Here is a 19,212-nt window from a genome sequence, read left to right as displayed (position 1 = left end):
TCGGGGCGGCGGGCGGGGTGGGTCAGCCTCGGAGGCGGAGGCCGCGCGGGGTGGCCCGGAAGCCGGCCGCGGTCAGCGCGTCCCGCAGCGGTGAGGAGTGCACGGCCTCACCGTCGGCGCGCTCCACCGAGATGGCGCCCAACGCCCCCGAGTGGACGGTGTCGGCGAGCGCCTTGCCGGCGGCGGCCAGCGCGTCCGTCTCGTCGGTGAACGACAGCAGGGTGCGGCCGCCACGCTCCACGTACAGCACCAGGTCGCCGCCGACGAGCACGACCAGGGCGCCCGCCTTGCGGCCGGCCCGGTGCCCGGTCGCCGGGGTGTCGCCGTCGCCCGAGTCGACGGCGCGCTCCGGCCAGGGCAGCGCGGCCCCGTACGGGTTGGCCGGGTCGGTCGCGGCGAGCACCAGCGTGGGGGCGGCCCGGCCTCGGGCCCCGTCGGGCGGCTCGGCCAGCGCCCGGATGCGGTCGACCGCGCCGGGCACCGCGAACTGTGCCGCGCCCAGCCCTTCGACGAAGTAGCCCCGCCGGGCCGCACCGCGCTCCTCCAGGGCGGAGAGCACCGGGTAGACGGCCGCGAAGCCGCCGGTGACCTGTTCGGCCATCACCGCGCCGCGGGTGACCACGCCGTGCCGCTCCAGCAGGACATCGGCCAGGGCGGCGGCGCGTCGGGTCGGGTCGAGGTCACGATCGGGCAGCCGGGACCAGCGGCCGGCGACGGTGGGCGGCCCGCCCCGGGTCGGCATCGCGACCCGGCCGGGGCGCCGGTAGCGGGTGCGCGGGGCCGACGGCCGGGACCGGTGCGCGCCGCCGGCGCCGAGCACCGCGCGCAGCGGGGCGAGCGTGTCGTTGGTGAGGTGCCCCGCCCACACCAGGTCCCAGATGGCACTGCTCAGGGCCGCGTCGTCGGTGGAGCCGATCCGGTCCGAGAGTGGGCGGAAGAAGAGGGCCTGCCCGTCGGCGAGCGCGTCGAGCACCGCCTCGTGCAGCGGGGTGACGGCCAGGGCCTCGTCCGGTGGGGCGAGCAGCAGCGGCGCGGCGTCCGCGTACGCCAGGGTGACCCAGCCGTCCCCGCCGGAGATCGCGCCGGAGCCGGCCCACACCAGTTCGCCGCTGGCGCACAGCTCGTCGAGCTGGGCGGGGGAGTAGTCGGCGACCCGGCCGGGCAGCACCAGCCGCTCCAGGGCCGAGGCCGGCACGGCCACGCCCTGCAACTGTTCCAGGGCCGCGGCCAGGGCCTCCACGCCGCGCGCCGACGAGCCGACCTGCTGCCAGCGGGGCAGGAAGGCGGCCAGCGCCCGGGGCGGCACCGGTTCGATCTCGCGGCGCAGCGCGGCCAGGGAGCGGCGCCGCAGCATCCGCAGCACCTCGGCGTCACACCACTGCGCGCCCGCGCTCTCCGGGGTGAACTCGCCGGAGACGACGCGGCCGGTGGCGGCGAGCCGGCGCAGAGCCTGCTCCACCACGGCGACGCCCAGCCCGAACCGGGCAGCGCAGCTCGCCGCCGCGAACGGCCCGTGGGTGCGGGCGTAGCGGGTCACCAGGTCGGCGAGCGGGTCGGCGACGGGCGCCAGGTACGCCTCGGCGACCCCGACCGGCAGCGCGACGCCGAGCGCGTCCCGCAGGCGGGCCGCGTCCTCCACACCGACCCAGCGTTCCTCGCCGGCGATGCGGACGCGCAGCACCCGACGGGCCGCTTCGAGGTCGACCAGCCAGTCGACGGGCACGCCCCGCTCGGTCAGCTCGACCTCGCTGAGGTCACCGACCACGCGGAGCAGCTCGACGACGTCCTCCGCGTCCCGCGGCCGGCGCTGGTCGGTCAGCCACCGCAGTTGCCGTTCGGTCTCGACGAGCACCGCCGGGTCGAGCAGCTCCCGCAGGTCGACGCGGCCGAGCAGCTCGCCGAGCAGGGCCGAGTCCAGCGCCAGCGCGGCGGCCCGGCGCTCGGCGAGGGGCGCGTCGCCCTCGTAGAGGAACGCGCCGACGTAGCCGAAGAGCAGCGACCGGGCGAACGGGGACGGCTGGCTCGTCTCGACCTCGACCAGCCGGACCCGGCGGGCCGCCAGGTCGCGCATCAGCTCGGCCAGGGCGGGCTGGTCGAACACGTCCTGGAGGCACTCGCGGGCGGCTTCGAGGGTGACCGGGAAGTCGGCGTACTCGCGGGCGACGTCGAGCAGCTGCGCCGCCCGTTGGCGCTGCTGCCAGAGCGGCTGCCGGCGGCGCGGGTCGCGTCGGGGCAGCAGCAGCGACCGGGCGGCGCACTCACGGAACCGCGAGGCGAAGAGGGCCGACGTGCCCACCGACTCCTCGACCAGCTGCGCGATCTCCTCCGGGTCGAAGGCCACCACGTCGGCGCCGGGTGGGTCGTCGGCGGTGTCCGGCAGGCGTACGACGATGCCGTCGTCGGACGGCATCACCTGCGCGTCCACGCCGTAGCGCTCGGCCAGGCGGCGCCCGATGGCGAGCGCCCAGGGCCCGTTGACGCGGGCGCCCAGCACGCTGTGCACGGCCAGCCGCCAGTCGCCCAGCTCGTCGCGGAACCGCTCGACCACGACCGTCCGGTCGTCGGGCAGCGACCGGGTGGCCTCCTTCTGCTCCCGCAGGTAGGCCATCAGGTTGCCGGCCGCCCAGTCGTCCAACCCGCCGTCGCGCAGGGCGGCGACCGCGGCCTCGTCACTCTGCCGCAGCAGTGCCCGGACCCGGGCGCCGATGGCGCGGCCCAGCTCGACGGGGCGCCCGAGCTGGTCGCCCTTCCAGAACGGCATCCGGGCCGCCTGGCCGGGTGCCGGCGACACGAGCACCCGGTCGGGGGTGATCTCCTCGATCCGCCAGGACGAGGAACCGAGCAGGAAGACGTCGCCGACCCGCGACTCGTAGACCATCTCCTCGTCCAGCTCGCCCACCCGCGCGGCGCGTTCGGCGCCGGCGAGGAACACGCCGAAGAGGCCCCGGTCGGGGATGGTGCCGCCGCTGGTCACCGCCAGTCGCTGCGCGCCGGGGCGGCCGCTGAGCAGGTCGGTGGCCCGGTCCCAGACCAGCCTGGGTCGCAGCTCGGCGAAGGCGGTCGACGGGTAGCGCCCGGACAGCATGTCGAGCACCGCGTGCAGCGCGGAGTCGGGCAGCTCGGCGAAGGGCGCGGCCCGGCGCACCAGGACGGCCAGGTCGCCCAGCCGCCATGGCTCCAGCGCCACCATCGCCACGATCTGCTGGGCCAGCACGTCGAGCGGGTTGCGCGGGAAGTGCAGCTCCTCGATCGCGCCGTCGGTCATCCGCTCCGCCACGACGGCGCAGGAGAGGAGGTCACCGCGGTGTTTCGGGAACACCACCCCCCGGGAGACGGCCCCGACCTGGTGCCCGGCCCGGCCGACGCGTTGCAGGCCGGCCGCGACGCTCGGCGGGGCCTCGATCTGCACGACCAGGTCGACCGCGCCCATGTCGATGCCGAGCTCCAGGCTGGAGGTGGCGACCACGGCGGGCAACTGCCCCGACTTGAGCGCCTCCTCGATGTGCTTGCGCTCCTCGCGGGAGACGCTGCCGTGGTGCGCCCGGGCGATCACCGGCGGCGCGCCGGTCGCGGCCCCGGACTGGGCCATCACCTCGGCCGGCTGGCGTGGGGCCCGCAGCGGCCCCACCGGCCCGCCGAACGCCTCCGCGCCGCGCCGCCGCCCGGGCCCGGCACCGTCCGCCGGGCCGCCGTCGCCGGCCGGCTGGCCGTCACCTCCCGCCAGCAGCTCGGATACGCGCACCGGCTCCCCGCCTCGGGCCACGCGACCGCCGTCCGGTGTGGCCGACGCCTCCAACTCCTCGGCGGCCAGCTCGTTGAGCCGCGCGCAGAGCCGCTCGGCGCTGCGCCGGGAGTTGGTGAAGACGATGGTCGAGCGGTGCGCCCGGATCAGGGCGAAGACCCGCTCCTCGACGGCCGGCCAGATCGAGGCGCGACGCGGCCCGGGGCCGCCCAGGTCGTCCTCGATCGACTGCTCCTGCTCGTCGAGGCGGGTCATGTCCTCCACGGGGACCTGGACGCTGACCTCGATGGTCTTGGCGGTGGGCGGCTGCACCACGTCGACCGGGCGGGCGCCCCCGAGGAACCGGGCGCAGCCGTCGATCGGGCGGACCGTCGCGGAGAGGCCGATGCGTTGGGCCGGGGCGGGTAGCAGCTCGTCGAGACGCTCCAGGGAGAGGGCCAGGTGAGCGCCCCGTTTGCTGCCGGCCACCGCGTGCACCTCGTCGACGATGACGGTCTCGACGCCGCGCAGCGAGTCGCGGGCGGCGGAGGTCAACAGCAGGAACAGCGACTCCGGTGTGGTGATGAGGATGTCCGGTGGGGTGCGGGCGAAGGCACGTCGCTCGTCGGCGGGTGTGTCGCCCGTACGCATGCCGACGGTGATGTCCGGCGGGGTGACGCCGAGCCGGGTCGCGGCCTGGCGGATGCCGGCGAGCGGGGCGCGCAGATTGCGCTCCACGTCGACGGCGAGCGCCTTCAGCGGGCTCACGTAGAGCACGCGGCAGCGTTGCCGGGCGTCGGCCGGTGCGGGCTCCCGGGCCAGGCGGTCCAGCGACCAGAGGAACGCGGCCAGGGTCTTGCCGGAGCCGGTCGGTGCCACGACCAGGGCGTTGTGACCGGCCGCCACCGAACGCCAGGCGCCGGTCTGGGCGACGGTGGGCGCGGCGAAGGCCGCCGTGAACCACTCCCGCGTCGCCGGACCGAAGCTGGCCAGCACCTCCGCTCCGCCCGCGTCGGGGCCGGTCGTCACATCCGCCACCCGTCAATCCTGCCGCGCCCCTGTGACAATTGCCGACGGGCGGGTGCCAATTGTGTCCGGCAACAGTATTTACGCGGCGGATATGACGCTTGCGGCGTTAAGTCTCACTTAACTGCTTGCTTGTGACGTGCAACATAAAGTAACTTCACTCGCGACAAGGAGCGGGGTGGAGGGATCGGATGGCCGTCGAGCAGCGGAGGGGCGAGCCCGGCACCGACGTGCTCATCCGCAAGGTCGACAGTCACCTCGCCGCCGTCCGGGTTGGCCTGCACGGCCCTGAGCTGGAGCTCGCGGAGCGGCTCGCCCGTTGCCTGCGCGAGCTGGTCATCTCCACCGCCCACGCCAGCGCCGCCGACCGGGGTCAGGTCCGCGCGGCGGTGCACTACTTCGTGCTGCGTCGCGAGAGCCGAGGCCGGCTGCTGTCGGTGCGGTCCCTGGCCGCGGCCGAGCGGATCATCGACCGGGTCGCCCGGCAGCTCGGCCGGGCCGACCTGCTGGGCGAGCCGTCGCACTGCGACCGCGCCACCCTGATCCGTTCCGTCCCGCCCGCGTCCGCCGACCAGCGCCGCCCCGGCCGCGACTGACGCCCGCCGGACGGCCTCGGCCGGTCATCGACGCCGGGTTCGGCGATGTCGCGGTGTCCGGGGCGGCTGGATACCGCGATGTCACCGATCTGGGTGGATCACTCCGGGGCCTCGTGATCGTCCAGGGCTGATCGTCACGATGCCACGCCGAGGGTGTCCCGGGCCGTATGCGCGATCTTGCACTTGTCGCCCCGACGAAGAGGGCGATCCGCCCATTACGGGGGCGCCAACCGCAAGATCGCCGAGCGGGGGAGGCCGATCACGCCGTCCGTGGTGGTGGACGTATGCGGCTTTCGGGGTGAATTCAGGCACCGCAGCTGCATGATCGCCGCGGACCTGGGGTGCGGTGTGGGCGCGAGGTGTAGGGAGTGTGGGGAGGGTGGGGAGTTTGGGGCGGCGGCGCGTGGCGCGTGGGGCGCCGGGTGGGACTGGGTGAATCGGGTCTAACCAGCTCATGAGCGGCGATTTATGGAAAATCGGCGCGGCGAGGCGTGAACTGGCGTGTGATCGCAGCTAGGCGCCGAACCCCTCGGGAGGCGTCCGCCGCTGCCACCTCGACCGGGAGTGCGGGTGCTCGTACTGCTGATCCTTCACCTCGTGGCGGCACTGCTCGCGCCGCTGTTCGTCCGGTGGTGGGGTCCGCGTGCCTGCTATCCGCTGGCCGTGGCGCCCGCCGCCGCCTTCGCCTGGGCGCTGGCCCGCACCCCGGCGGTACGCGACGGCGGCGCGGTGGTCGAGACGTACCCGTGGATCCGGCAGTTGGGCCTCGACGTGGCGCTGCGGCTGACCACCCTGTCCTGGCTGTTGACGTTGCTGGTCGGCGGGGTCGGCGCGCTGGTGCTGGTCTACTGCGCCCGCTACTTCACGGCGGATTCGTTGGGCCTGGGCCGGTTCGCCGCCGTGCTGGTGGCGTTCGCCGGCGCGATGCTCCTCCTGGTCCTCGCCGACGACCTGCTGCTGCTCTACGTCGGCTGGGAGCTGACCACGATCTTCTCGTACCTGCTGATCGGGCACAGCACCGAGCGGCGGGCCAGCCGGTGGGCGGCGGCCCAGGCGCTGATGGTCACCACGCTGGGCGGGCTGGCGATGCTGGTCGGCTTCATCATGCTCGGGGTGCACGCCGGCACGTACCGCTGGTCGGAGATCGCGGCGCAGCCGCTGCCCGGCGGCGGTTACCTGGTCGCCGCGGTGGTGCTCATCCTCGTCGGGGCGCTGTCCAAGTCGGCGATCCTGCCGTTCAACTCCTGGCTTCCGGTGGCGATGGCGGCGCCCACGCCGGTGAGCGCGTACCTGCACGCGGCGGCCATGGTGAAGGCCGGCGTCTACCTGATCGGGATGCTCGCGCCGGTCCTGGCGGCGGTCGGCCCGTGGCGGCCGGTGACGATCGTGGCCGGCCTGGCCACCATGCTCGTCGGCGGTTGGGCCGCGCTGCGGCAGACGGACCTGAAGCTGCTGTTGGCGTACGGGACGGTGAGCCAGCTCGGCCTGCTGGTGGTGTTGACCGGGGCGGGCACCCCCGACGCCGCGCTGGCCGGGGTCGCCATGCTGCTCGCGCATGCCCTGTTCAAGGCGGCGCTGTTCCTGGTCGTCGGGATCATCGACCACGGCGCCGGCACCCGGGACCTGCGGGAACTCTCGGGTCTGCGGCACGGCTCCGGCCCGCTGGTCGGCGTCGCGGTGCTGGCCGCCGCGTCCATGGCGGGGGTGCCACCGCTGTTCGGCTTCGTCGCCAAGGAGGCGGTGTTCGCCGCGTTCATCGACCGGCCGGTGATCCTCGCCGGGCTGGTCGCGGGCACGGTCCTCACGGTCGCCTACAGCGTGCGGTTCCTGTGGGGCGCGTTCGCCGACCGGCCGGGCGTGGAGCAGACCCCGCTGGACCGGATCGCGCCGTCGCTGCTGGTGCCGGCGGTGGTGCTCGCCGTCGCCGGGCTGGTCGCCGGTCCCGTGGCCGGCGGGGTGGACGGGCTGCTCCGCCCGTACGCCGAGCTGTTCGGCACCGCCCACGCCCACCTGGTGCTGTGGCCCGGGCTCACCCCCGCGCTCGGCCTGTCCGCGTTGGTGCTGGTCGCGGGCGGCGGACTGTTCGCGCTGCGCGGCCCGCTCGCGCCGGTGCTGGCCCGGCTCCGGGCCCCGGTGAGCGGCAACAGGGGGTACGAGTGGGTGATCGGCCGCTTCGACCGGCTCGCGGTGGAGGTCACCAGCGTCACGCAGCGCGGATCGCTGCCGCAGTATCTGGCGACGATCCTGATCGTGCTGGTGCTGCTGCCGGGCGGGGCGATGATCGCGGCCCGCCCCTGGGAGGAGCGCGTCACCTCGTGGGGCACGCCGGTGCAGCTGGTCGTCGCCCTGGTGCTCGCGGTGGCGGCGGTGCTCGCGGTCGGCGCTCGTCGCCGGCTGACGGCGATGCTGCTGGTGGGGGTGACCGGCTACGGCACGGCGATGCTGTTCGTCCTGTACGGCGCGCCCGACCTGGCACTCACCCAGTTCCTGGTGGAGACCGCGACGATCGCGGTGTTCGTGCTCGTGCTGCGCCGGCTGCCGGAGCGGTTCTCGGTGCGACCGTTGCGGCGGGCCCGCTGGCTGCGCCGCACGCTCGCGGTGGCGGTCGGCGTCGCTGCCGCCGGGCTGGCCTTCACCGCCGCCGGTGCGCGTGAGGCACCGGCCATCTCGGCCGCCTTTCCGGAGCTGTCGGTCGACGAGGGACACGGCCGCAACATCGTCAACGTGACCCTGGTCGACATCCGGGCCTGGGACACGATGGGGGAGATGGCGGTGCTGGTGGTGACCGCGACCGGCGTGGCCAGCCTGATCTTCGAACGGTCCCGCACCGGGCCCCGCCCGCGCCGCCCCGAGCCGTCCCGGCGGCCGAGCCGGCCGGGCCGGCCGATCTGGCTGCGCGGCGGCTCCCGGCTGGAGGAACGACGGCGGTCGATCGTGTTCGAGGTCGTCACCCGGCTCATCTTCCACACGGTGGTGCTGTTCTCGCTGTTCCTGCTCTTCTCCGGTCACAACGCGCCGGGCGGCGGCTTCAGCGGTGGACTGGTGGCGAGCCTCGCACTGGTCGTCCGCTACCTCGCGGGCGGCCGGTACGAGCTGGCCGAGTCGGCCCCGATCGGCGCCGGTACGGTCCTCGGCGCCGGGCTGGCCGTCTCCGTCGGCACCGGTGTGATCGCGTTACTCGCCGGCGGTTCGGTTCTCCAGAGCGCGCGGGTCGACCTCTACCTGCCGTTGGTCGGCCACTTCTACCTGGTCACCTCGGTCTTCTTCGACATCGGTGTCTACCTGGTCGTGGTGGGGCTGATGCTGGACATCCTGCGCAGCCTCGGCGCGGAGGTGGACCGGCACATCGAGACCGCGGGCACGGCCACCCGGGGTCTCGCCGCCGAGCCGGGGGAGCGGCCGTGAGCGCGAGCGGGTCGAACCCCACGCTGGTGCTGGTGGTCGCCGTCGGCGTGGTGGTCGCCTGCGGCGTGAACCTCCTGCTGGAACGGAGCCTCAGCCGGATCCTGCTCGGCGTGATCCTGCTGGGCAACGGGGTCAACCTGCTCATCCTGCTGGGCGGGCGTTCCGGGGCCGCCCCGGTCGTCGGCACCGCGCCGGAGGACCGGATGAGCGATCCGCTGCCGCAGGCCATGGTGCTGACCTCGATCGTGATCACGTTCGGGCTGACCGCGTTCCTGCTCGCGGTGAGCTACCGCAGCTGGTACCTGACCGGCGACGACGAGGTGCCGGACGACCAGGAGGACCGGCAGATCATCCGGCTGGCCGAACGCGACGAGTCGGTCACCGCCGACCTCGGTGGGGAGGGGCCGAACGGCGACCCGGAGCAGGTCGACCCGGAGCCGGCCCGTCGCCGGCTGCGCCGTGGGGACGGCGTCGGATGAGGGCGTACGGAGAGCGTCGTCCGGTCGGGTGTTCCCGGTGAACCGGCTGCTGCCGTTGCCGGTGGTGGTGCCGCTGCTCGGCGCGGCCCTCACCCTGGTGCTCGGCCGGTGGCCCGGGTTGCAGCGCGCCATCAGCGTCGCCGGGCTGACCACCACCCTCGCGGTCGCCGGCGTGCTGCTCGTCGAGGCGTACCGGCACGGGCCGGTGGTGCTGGCGATCGGCGGCTGGCCCGCCCCGGTCGGCATCGTGCTGGTCGCCGACCAGCTCGCCGCGCTGATGCTGGTGGTGTCGGCGGCGGTGACCCTGTGCGTGCTGCTCTACTCGATCGGTCAGGGGCGGGGGGAGACCGGCGAGACCGCGCCGGTGACCATCTACCACCCGACCTACCTGGTGCTGACCGCCGGCGTCACGAACGCGTTCCTGGCGGGGGACCTGTTCAACCTGTTCGTCGGCTTCGAGATCCTGCTCGCCGCGAGCTTCGTGCTGATCACCCTCGGCGGTACGGAGGCCCGGATCCGCACCGGGTCGACGTACGTGGTGGTGAGCATCCTCTCCTCGATGGTCTTCCTGGCGGCCGTCGGCCTGGTGTACGCGGCCACCGGCACGCTCAACCTGGCCCAGCTCGCGCAGCGGCTGGACGCGCTGCCGGACGGCGTACGCCTGGCGTTGCAACTGATGCTGCTCCTCGCCTTCGGCGTGAAGGCGGCGGTGTTCCCGCTCTCCGCCTGGCTGCCGGACAGCTACCCGACGGCGCCGGCGCCGGTCACCGCGGTCTTCGCCGGCCTGCTCACCAAGGTGGGCGTGTACGCGGTCATCCGCACCGAGACGCTGCTCTTCCCCGACGGGAAGGTGGGCACCCTGCTGATGGTGGTGGCCGGGCTGACGATGCTGGTCGGCATCCTCGGCGCGGTGGCGCAGTCCGACCTCAAGCGGGTGTTCTCGTTCACCCTGGTCAGCCACATCGGCTACATGATCTTCGGGGTCGGGCTGAGCACCGTGGCCGGGCTCTCCGGCGCGATCTTCTACGTGGTGCACCACATCACGATCCAGACCACGCTGTTCCTCGTCGCCGGCCTGGTCGAGGAGCGGGCCGGCAGCACCGACCTGCGTCGGCTGGGCGGGCTGGCCCGGATGGCCCCGCTGCTCGGCGTGCTCTTCTTCGTGCCCGCGATGAACCTGGCCGGCGTACCTCCGTTCTCCGGTTTCCTGGGCAAGCTCGGCCTGCTCCAGGCCGGCGTGGCCGCCGGCGGCGCGCTGCCCGGCGCGCTGGTCGCGGCCGGCACCGTGACCAGCCTCCTCACCCTGTACGTGGCCTCCCGGGTGTGGAACGTGGCGTTCTGGCGCGCCCCACAGGTCACCACCGACGAACCGGCCGTCCGGCTGCCCGGGCTGATGGTCGGCGCGACCGTCGCGCTCGTCCTGTTCGGGTTGGCGCTGACGGTCGTCGCCGGCCCGCTCTTCGACGTCACCGCCGACGCCGCGAGCGACCTGCGTGACCGCACCCCGTACCTGCGGGCCGTCCTGCCCGAGGGCGGGCCGTGGTGAGCACCGAGCCGCACTCCGACGAGCCGCCCCGGCCACCACGCGCCCGGGTGGGCCGCTGGCGCGACCAGTTCCTGGCGCTGGGCTGGCTGGTGCTGGTCTGGAACCTGCTCTGGGGCGAGTTCACCTGGGGAAACCTGGCCGCCGGCCTGCTGGTGGGCGGGGCGGTGCTGGTGTTCTTCCCGCTGCCGCCGGTCACCTTCGGCGGCCGGGTCCGCCCGCGCTGGCTGCTGGCGTTCGTCGGCCGGTTCGTCGTCGAACTGGTGCTCGCCAGCATCCACGTGGCCCGCATCGCGGTGCAGCCCGGCTTCCGGCCACGCGGCGGCATCATCGCGATTCCGCTGCGGGTGCGTACGGACCTGAACATGGCGCTCACCGCGGAGGCGGTGTCGCTGGTGCCGGGCACGCTGGTCCTGGAGGTGGACCGGGACAACGCCGTCCTCTACGTGCACGTGCTCGACGTGCGTCGGCCGCAGGACCTGGCCGAGAACCGCGCGCGTGTCCTCGACATCGAGCGGCGGATCGTCCGGGCCGTCGGCTCGACCGCGGAGCTGCGCCAGGTGCAGACCGATCCCGTCCCGAAGGAGAACCGTCCGTGAACACCTTCCTCGCCGTCGTGCTCACCGGCCTGCTGTCGGTGACCGCGCTCCTCGCGCTGGCCCGGCTCTACCGGGGGCCGTCACTGCTGGACCGGGTGGTCGCCGCCGACATGCTGCTCGCCACCATGATCGGTGCGGTCGGGGCGGAGGCCGCCGTCAACCGGCACGCCACCACCCTGCCGGTGCTGGTGGTGCTCTCGCTGCTGGGGTTCATCGGCTCGGTCTCGCTGGTCCGGTTCGCCGTACGCGAGGACCACTGATGCTGGGCACGATCGCCGACTGGGTGGGTGGCCTGTTCGTGGTGGCCGGCGCGGTGCTCGCCCTGGCCGCCGGCGTCGGGGTGCTGCGCTTCCCGGACGTGCTGGACCGGATGCACGCCGCCACCAAGCCGCAGACGCTCGGTGTGCTGCTCCTGCTGGCCGGCCTCGCGCTGCGCCTGCGCAGCCCGGCGGACATCGGGATGGTGGCGCTGGTGGCGTTGTTCCAGCTGGCCACGGCCCCGGTGGCGGCGCAGATGATCGGTCGGGCGGCGTACCGGTCCGGCCGGGTCGACCGGTCCCTGCTCGACGCCGACGAGCTGGCCGGGCGCTGATGCCGACCAGCCCGGCCGCTGGACGCCGAGCCGGCCGCACGCGCTGCGGGCCAGGTCGGAAACGGACACCGAGCGCCTTCGTCCCACCCTCAGCGGACATTCAGCGGACGCCGATAAAATGGCGGCATGATCGACTCTTCTGCCCCGGAGGGCAGCAGTAGCCAGCCGGGTCGTGCCCGGCATCCACTGGCCCCGACGCCGTACCGGGGAGCCCTGAGCCTCCCGTGTTGATCGTCCTCGGCCTCGTCCTGATCATCGTTCTCACCGCCGCCACCGGCTACTTCGTGGCCCAGGAGTTCGGCTACGTCGCCGTCGACCGGGGCAAGCTGCGCCAGCTCGCCGACGACGGCGACCAGGCCGCCGCCCGGGCGCTCGAAGTGACCGGACGGCTCTCCTTCATGCTCTCGGGAGCCCAGCTCGGCATCACCGTCACCGCCCTGCTCGTCGGTTACGTCGCGGAGCCCTTCCTGGGCGCCGGCCTCACCGACCTGCTCGGCCTGGCCGGGGTCGCCGAGTCGCTGAGTCTTCCGCTCTCCGTCGCCCTGGCTCTGATCATCGCCACCGTCGTGCAGATGGTGCTCGGCGAGCTGGCCCCGAAGAACATGGCCATCGCCCGCGCCGAACCGGTCGCCCGGGCGCTGTCCCGCTCCACCCTGATCTACCTGCGGGTGGCGGGCCCGGTGGTCCGCCTCTTCGACCGCGCCGCCGTGCGGCTGCTGCGCCGGGTCGGCATCGAGCCGATCGAGGAGCTGCCCAGCGGCGCCACCCCGGAGGACCTGGAGCAGATCATCGCCGAGTCCCGCCAGGAGGGGCACCTCGACGCGGAGATGTCCAACCTGCTCGACCGGGGGCTCGACTTCCGTGAGCTGACCGCCGGCGAGGCGATGGTGCCGCGCGTCGACGTGCACACCGTACGCGCCGACGAGCCGGTCAGCCGCGTCGTCGAGCTGCTCGACACCGGCCACTCCCGCTTCCCCGTACGCGGTGCGGAGGGCGTGGACGACCTGGTCGGCGTCGTCGGCATCGCCGACGTGCTCGGGGTGCACCCGCGGCAGCGCGCCACCACCCCGGTGCGCGCGATCGCCGTACCGCCGCTGCTGGTGCCCGAGACCCTGCCGCTGCCGACGGTGCTGGACCGGCTGCGGTCCGGCCACCGCCAGCTCGCCTGCGTGGTCGACGAGTACGGCGGGTTCGCCGGTGTGATCACGCTGGAGGACATCGCCGAGGAGCTGGTCGGCCCGATCCGGGACGAGGACGACCCGCCGGAGCGGGCGCCGGCCCGGCAGGACGACGGTTCCTGGGTGGTGCCGGCCCGCTGGCGCATCGACGAGGTGGCCGACAGCACGGGCATCACCCTGCCCGAGGCTCCCGAGTACGACACGCTCTCCGGCCTCGTCATGCGCGAGCTGGGGCGGGTGCCCGAGGTGGGGGACCGGCTGGAGATCAACCTGTTGGCCGACGGCGAGGACGGCGAGGTGGACCGGCGCGCCCTGGTCGAGGTACTCGCCGTCGACCGGCACGTGGCCGACTCCGTACGGCTGCGGGTGACCGAGCCGGGCCAGCGCCCGGAGGTGTCGGCGTGAGCGCGAGGAGTGAGCTTGCGAGCCCCGCAGTCGCGAACGAAGGACGGTTCGGCGTGAGCGCGAGGAGTGAGCTTGCGAGCCCCGCAGTCGCGAACGAAGGACGGTTCCGCGTGAGCGCGAGGAGTGAGCTTGCGAGCCCCGCAGTCGCGAACGGAGGACGGTTCCGATGAGTCCCGGCGTCGCACTGCTCACCTCGGTGGCGCTGCTCGCGCTGAACGGCTTCTTCGTGGCCGCCGAGTTCGCCCTGGTCGCCAGCAAGCGGTACCGCCTGGAGCAGGCCGCGGCCGGCGGCGGTCGCGCCGCGAAGGCGGCGCTGGACGGCGTACGCGAGCTGTCACTCATGCTCGCCGGCGCGCAGCTCGGCATCACCCTGTGCACGCTGGGCCTCGGTGCGCTCGCCGAGCCGGCGATCGAGCATCTGGTCAGCCCGGTGCTGCACGCGGTGGGCCTGCCCGACGCGGCGAGCCACGCGGTCGCGCTGGTCTTCGCGCTGGGGCTGGTCACCTTCCTGCACCTGGTGATCGGTGAGATGGCGCCGAAGTCCTGGGCCATCACCGACGCGGAGCGCTCCGCCATGCTGCTGGCCCTGCCGTTCCGGGCGTTCGCCCGGGTGGCGCGGCCGGTGCTGTCGGCGCTCAACGCCCTCGCCAACGCGATCCTGCGGTTGGTGCGGGTCAACCCGCAGGACCAGCTGGCCCAGGTGCACGGCCCGGACGAGCTGCGGATGCTGCTGGAGCAGTCCCGCGAGCACGGCCTGCTCGGCGCCGAGCAGCACCAGCTGCTGACCAGCATGCTCCAGTTGCAGGGCACCACGGTGGCCCAGGTGATGGAGCCGTTCTCGACGATGGTGACGGTCCGCCGGGATGACCCAGCCGAGCTCATCGAGGAGGTCAGCCGCGACAGCGGTCGCTCCCGCCTCGCCGTGCTCGACGCGGCCGGCAACGTCTGCGGGCTGGTGCACGTCCGGGAGGCGGTGCGGGCGGTCACGACGGGCCAGACGGCCACCGCCGGTGACCTGATGAGCACCGCGTTCACCCTGCCCGCCGCGGCGTCGGTGACCGAGGCGGTGGCCGCCATGCGGTCCCGCCAGTCGCAGCTCGCGCTGGTGCGCAACGGCGGCGGCCCGACCCGGCCGATCGGGTTCGTGGCGCTGGAGGACCTCCTGGAGGAGGTCATCGGCGAGTTCGACGACGAGACCGACACGGTGCCCCGCGGGCGGCGGATGCGCTGACCGACGCCGTGCCGGCGGCTTTCCGCGAACCGGCGGTGAACCACCGGCGCCGTCCGCCAGAGTTGAGGTCGGGCGGGCGGACGGAGGGGTGCCGGTGCGGGTCACGGGGGTGTCGCCGGAGTCGGGCCGGACGGGCCTGACCGTGCGTACGGCCCTGACGAACCCGAGCACCCGGCCGGGGCTGGCACTGCCCGGCCGGGTCACGGTCACCGCCGGCTCGGTGGACGTCCCGGTGCTGCACGTCCGGCTCGGCCTGGTCACGACGGCCGAGCCGGACGACCCGTCCGGGCCGCGTCGCCTGGTGCAGTTCCACGACGCGCCGCTGACCGGGGCGTTCGTGCTGCGGGCCGGGCGGGGCCGGACCATCCCGTTCGAGTTTCCCGTGCCGTGGGAGACCCCGGTGACGATCTTCGGCGGGGTGCCGCTGCTCAGCCTGCGGATGGCGCTGCGGACGGAGGTGGCGGTCGAGCCGCGGCTGGACCAGGGCGCCATGGTGCCCGTCTTCGTGCACCCGCTGCCCACCCAGGCGCACGTGCTGGCGGCGCTGGACACGCTCGGCTTCTCGATGCGCCAGGCCGGGCTGGTCGACGCCCGGCTGCCGGGGGTGGAGCAGACGCTGCCGCTGCACCAGCGGCTCGGCTACTGGGCGGCCCCGCTCTACGCCGGTCCGATGACCGAGCTGGAGGTGATCTTCGTGGCCAACTCGGCGGGCCTGGAGGTGATCCTGTGGGTGGACCGCCGGCTGGCCCTGGCCGGTGTCACCCACCAGAGCATCAGCCGGTTCCGGGTCTGGCACACGGGCGCCGAGCAGCGGGACTGGGTGGCCACCGTGGACGGTTGGCTCCGCCAGGCGATCAACCGGCACGCGGCGGCCGCCGCGCACGCCGACTGGTCGGCGCAGATCAGCGAGTCCGCTCACGTCAGCCGGCCACCGGACGAGCCCCTACAGCCGGGGTTCGGCCTGGGTGGCACCGCCGGCGGGCCCGGGGTCGGTGGCGGTGGTGGCGGCGGCGACGGCACCTGAACGGCGTGGCCCGGTCCGTCGCGGCGCCGGGCCCGCTCCGGGGGCGGAGTCAGCGCGGTCCCGACCGGCCGGTAGTTGTGCCGCCGGCCGGTCGGGACCGCGGCTTACACGCTCGCGGTGGCGAGCTTGACGCTGAAGCCGAGGAAGAGGGCCGCCACGCCCGTGGTCGCCCCGGCGGCGAGCCGGCGGCGCTGACGGAACTGGGCGGCCAGGAACGTGCCCGCGAAGATCAGCACGGTCAGGTAGAGCGCGCTGGTCACCTGCGCGATCAGGCCGAGCAGCACGAAGGAGACCGCCGGCCAGGCGTAGTTCGGGTCGACGAACTGGATGAAGAACGAGATGAAGAAGAGGATCGCCTTCGGGTTGAGCAGGCTGATCACCAGCGCCTTGCGGAACGGGCTGCGCATCGCCGCCGGCTCGGCCGCGTCGATGAGGCGCGGCGTCGCCGGGTCGTTGCGGTCGCGCCAGCGCCGCCAGGCGCCGCGCAGCATCGTCAACCCCACATAGCCGAGGTACGCCGCGCCGGCGTACTTCACCACCAGGAACAGCGGCGGGTACGCCTGGAGCAGCGACGCCACCCCGGCGGCGGAGAGGAACATCAGCACCCCGTCGCCGAGGAACACGCCACCGGCGGCCCGGTAGCCGGCGCCCACCCCGCGCTTGGCGGCGGTGGAGAGCACGAAGAGGGAGTTGGGCCCGGGCAGCAGGACGATCGCCACGGTGCCCAGCACGTACGTTCCGAGGTCGGTGATGCCCAGCACGTCGGACATCATGTCCCCACCGGTGCCGTCCGGCGAAGTCTTTCCCGCAGCGTGACCTGTGCGTTCGGCCACTCATCGACGGTCATCGCGTACTGGACGGTGTCCCGCCACGAGCCGTCGGGGCGCTGCCGGTGCATCCGGAGCACACCTTCCCGGGTCGCGCCGAGCCGCTCGATGGCCCGCTGTGACCGCTCGTTGCGGATGTCGGTGTGCCACACCACCCGTACCGCGCCGAGGTCGTCGAAGGCCCGGCTGAGCAGGAGCAGCTTGGCCTCGGTGTTGATCCCCGTACGCCACCAGGGCCGGCCCAGGAAGGTGTGGCCGATCGCCACCGACCGGCGCTGCGGGTCCACCTCGTACCAGGAGGTGGTGCCCACCACCGCGCCGGTCACGGCGCAGCGCTGCACCCACGGCACCCGCTCGCCCCGGTGCCGCGCGTCCAGCGCCTCCGCGACGACCGCGGCCGTGGCGGCGACGTCGGCCGGCAGCGGGTGGGACAGGTGCCGCCACACCTCCGCGTCGGCGGTGGCGGCGTGCAGCTCGTCGGCGTGCGCGAGGTCGAGCGGCTCCAGCAGCACGTGCTCGCCGCGCAGGGGCACCGGCTCGTGCCAGGGCGAACGGGCCTGCCGCAGGTACGCCGGCACGGGCGCGGTGACTCCCACGTCGGGCTCGGGGCGGCCCGGGGTCAGGCGCAGCGGTAGCACGCCCGCCCAGTGCGGCAGGTCGAGGTCGGCCTCCTCGTCGCGTACGCCGCCGCCGCGCGTCCGCACCGACACCTCGTGCAGCGGGAGGGCCAGCACGGCGGTCTCGGCCAGCTCGCGGCGGTTCGGCGGGCGGCTGTCGGAGGCCCGTCCGGTGCCGAGCTTCTCCACCAGCGCGGTCAGCACCTCGGCCTTCTCCCGCTCGTCGGTGACCAGGTGGGCGGTGCCGTGGGCGACGACGGAGCGGTAGTTCGCGCTGTGGTGGAACTGCGACCGGCCGTAGATCAGGCCGTCGAGCAGGGTGACCGCCACGCAGACGGGCAGGCCGTCGCCCCGGGCGGCGAGCAGTGGCCGGCTGCCGGTGGAGCCGTGCAGGTAGAGGGTGTCGCCGAGGCGGACGTGCAGGGTCGGCAGCACCCGCGGCCCGCCGTCCACGGTGAACCCGAGTGCGCAGTCGTACGCCTCGTCGAGGATCGCGTGGGCCGCGGCCCGGTCGTAGCTCATCTTGTCGCGGGATCGCGTCGCGGTGTTCCGCGGGGTGCGGGGGAACGTGGTGGGTTGCATGTCGCCACCGCCTTTGTTCTAGTACAATCTCTGATTTGTGTCAGCACGCTATCAGCTCACCGGGACGACGGCCGTCGAGATTTCGGCCAGCATCGAGTCCGGCATCCGCACCGACGCCCTGCCCCCGGGCACGGCCCTGCCGCCGGTCCGGGCCCTCGCCGCCGAGCTGTCGGTCAGCCCGGCCACCGTCGCGCGGGCCTACCAGGAGCTACGCCAACGCGGGTTGGTCGCCACCGCCGGGCGGCACGGCACCCGCGTACGGCCCCGCCCACCGGTCGCCGCCCGCCGCAGTGCCCTGCGCCCGCCACCCGCGCCCGGCCTGCGCGACCTCTCCGCCGGTGAACCCGATCCGCGCCTGCTGCCGCCGCTCGGCCCACACCTGGCCGCCCTCGCCGCCGACGCCGGCGCGCCGATCAGCTACTCGGGGGCCGGAGTGCTGCCGGAACTGGCCGAAGCGGCCCGGGCCCGGCTCGCCGCCGACGGCGTGCCGGCGGGGGAGCTGACCCTCACCGGTGGGGCGCTGGACGGCATCGAACGCCTGCTCGGCGCGCACCTGCGCCCCGGTGACGCGGTAGCCGTGGAGGACCCGGGCTGGGCCAACCTGCTCGACCTGGTCGCCGCCCTCGGGCTGCGCCCGATCGGCGTACCGGTCGACGACGAGGGGCCGATCGTCGCCGGCGTGGCCGCGGCCCTGGCCGCCGGGGCGCGGGCGCTCATCGTGACCAGTCGCGCGCAGAACCCCACCGGCGCCGCGGTCACCGCGGCCCGGGCCGCCGCGCTGCGTGACCTGCTCGCCGGCCGGCCGGACCTGCTCCTCGTCGAGGACGACCACGCCGCCGAACTGGCCCGCGTACCCCTGCATCCGCTGGCCGGCGCGACCCCGCACTGGGCGTTCCTCCGCTCGGCGAGCAAACCCTTCGGGCCCGACCTGCGGCTGGCGGTGCTGACCGGCGACGAGACCACGGTGGCCCGGGTCGCCGGCCGGGCCCGAGCCGGCGCCGGCTGGGTGTCCACCGTGCTGCAACGGCTCGTGCTCGCCCTGTGGCGCGACCCCGACGTCAGCGAGCTGATCGAGGACGCGGCCGACAGCTACGACCGGCGGCGCCAGGCGCTCCTCGCGGCGCTGGCCGCGCGTGGGCTCGTCGGGCACGGCCGCAGCGGCATCAACGTCTGGCTGCCGGTGTCCGACGAGACCAGCGCGGTCACCGCGCTGCGCGACGCCGGCTGGTCGGTCGCGCCCGGCGCCCTCTACCGGATCGCCGGCCCGCCCGGCCTGCGCATCACCGTCAGCCCTCTGGAGGACGCCGACGTCGAGCCCTTGGCCGACGCCCTGACCCGCGCCCTCCACCCCACCCCCCCACCCCACTTCACCGCCTGACCCCCACCC

At 74.4% G+C, this 19,212-nt stretch carries 14 protein-coding genes; 11 read left to right on the top strand and 3 right to left on the bottom strand.

From position 1 onward, the window contains the following. Positions 1-22: 22 nt before the first annotated feature. Positions 23-4,759, bottom strand: coding sequence for an Lhr family helicase (locus GA0070620_RS13685; protein WP_091590804.1), 4,737 nt, complete (start codon positions 4,757-4,759; stop codon positions 23-25). A 179-nt stretch (positions 4,760-4,938) separates the two neighbouring features. On the opposite strand from GA0070620_RS13685, the gene GA0070620_RS13680 reads away from it, so the two are divergent. From GA0070620_RS13680 to GA0070620_RS13635, 10 genes are all read left to right on the top strand, one after another. Continuing rightward, on the top strand, positions 4,939-5,343 hold the full coding sequence (locus GA0070620_RS13680; protein ID WP_231922369.1) for a hypothetical protein: 405 nt from the start codon (positions 4,939-4,941) through the stop codon (positions 5,341-5,343). 570 nt (positions 5,344-5,913) lie between these two features. Next, positions 5,914-8,748: a Na+/H+ antiporter subunit A gene (locus GA0070620_RS13675; protein ID WP_091598715.1), complete on the top strand. Its 2,835-nt coding sequence runs from the start codon at positions 5,914-5,916 to the stop codon at positions 8,746-8,748. Next, the gene (locus GA0070620_RS13670; RefSeq protein WP_091590802.1) at positions 8,745-9,227 is read left to right on the top strand and encodes a Na(+)/H(+) antiporter subunit C; all 483 of its coding nucleotides are present in this window, start codon (positions 8,745-8,747) and stop codon (positions 9,225-9,227) included. The genes GA0070620_RS13675 and GA0070620_RS13670 overlap by 4 nt, the downstream gene beginning before the upstream one ends. Before the next feature lie 37 nt (positions 9,228-9,264). Continuing rightward, positions 9,265-10,773 (top strand): Na+/H+ antiporter subunit D, encoded by a 1,509-nt coding sequence (locus GA0070620_RS13665; protein ID WP_091598712.1) that lies wholly within the window; start codon positions 9,265-9,267, stop codon positions 10,771-10,773. Continuing rightward, positions 10,770-11,369 (top strand): Na+/H+ antiporter subunit E, encoded by a 600-nt coding sequence (locus GA0070620_RS13660; protein WP_172836431.1) that lies wholly within the window; start codon positions 10,770-10,772, stop codon positions 11,367-11,369. The genes GA0070620_RS13665 and GA0070620_RS13660 overlap by 4 nt, the downstream gene beginning before the upstream one ends. After that, the gene (locus tag GA0070620_RS13655) at positions 11,366-11,629 is read left to right on the top strand and encodes a monovalent cation/H+ antiporter complex subunit F (protein WP_091590797.1); all 264 of its coding nucleotides are present in this window, start codon (positions 11,366-11,368) and stop codon (positions 11,627-11,629) included. The genes GA0070620_RS13660 and GA0070620_RS13655 overlap by 4 nt, the downstream gene beginning before the upstream one ends. Further along, entirely contained in the window at positions 11,629-11,961 is a 333-nt protein-coding gene (mnhG, locus tag GA0070620_RS13650; protein WP_172836430.1) for a monovalent cation/H(+) antiporter subunit G, read from the top strand. The genes GA0070620_RS13655 and mnhG overlap by 1 nt, the downstream gene beginning before the upstream one ends. Positions 11,962-12,185: 224 nt before the next feature. After that, on the top strand, positions 12,186-13,544 hold the full coding sequence (locus tag GA0070620_RS13645; protein WP_091590795.1) for a hemolysin family protein: 1,359 nt from the start codon (positions 12,186-12,188) through the stop codon (positions 13,542-13,544). A gap of 166 nt (positions 13,545-13,710) precedes the next feature. Then, entirely contained in the window at positions 13,711-14,775 is a 1,065-nt protein-coding gene (locus tag GA0070620_RS13640; protein ID WP_091590792.1) for a hemolysin family protein, read from the top strand. A 94-nt stretch (positions 14,776-14,869) separates the two neighbouring features. Next, entirely contained in the window at positions 14,870-15,799 is a 930-nt protein-coding gene (locus GA0070620_RS13635) for a sporulation protein (protein WP_091598706.1), read from the top strand. Positions 15,800-15,903: 104 nt separating this feature from the next. Here GA0070620_RS13635 and leuE read toward each other — a convergent pair whose 3' ends face one another. After that, positions 15,904-16,572: a leucine efflux protein LeuE gene (leuE, locus tag GA0070620_RS13630; protein ID WP_091590790.1), complete on the bottom strand. Its 669-nt coding sequence runs from the start codon at positions 16,570-16,572 to the stop codon at positions 15,904-15,906. Further along, positions 16,569-17,825: a bifunctional pyridoxamine 5'-phosphate oxidase family protein/GNAT family N-acetyltransferase gene (locus tag GA0070620_RS13625; protein ID WP_091590787.1), complete on the bottom strand. Its 1,257-nt coding sequence runs from the start codon at positions 17,823-17,825 to the stop codon at positions 16,569-16,571. Before GA0070620_RS13625 ends, leuE begins: the two co-directional genes overlap by 4 nt. A gap of 37 nt (positions 17,826-17,862) precedes the next feature. On the opposite strand from GA0070620_RS13625, the gene GA0070620_RS13620 reads away from it, so the two are divergent. Then, the gene (locus GA0070620_RS13620) at positions 17,863-19,203 is read left to right on the top strand and encodes an aminotransferase class I/II-fold pyridoxal phosphate-dependent enzyme (RefSeq protein ID WP_091590785.1); all 1,341 of its coding nucleotides are present in this window, start codon (positions 17,863-17,865) and stop codon (positions 19,201-19,203) included. Positions 19,204-19,212 lie beyond the last annotated feature (9 nt).

The sequence above is a fragment of the Micromonospora krabiensis genome (assembly GCF_900091425.1).
GTDB classification, from domain to species: Bacteria; Actinomycetota; Actinomycetes; order Mycobacteriales; family Micromonosporaceae; genus Micromonospora; species Micromonospora krabiensis.
This window is presented reverse-complemented; position numbering and strand designations above follow the sequence as displayed.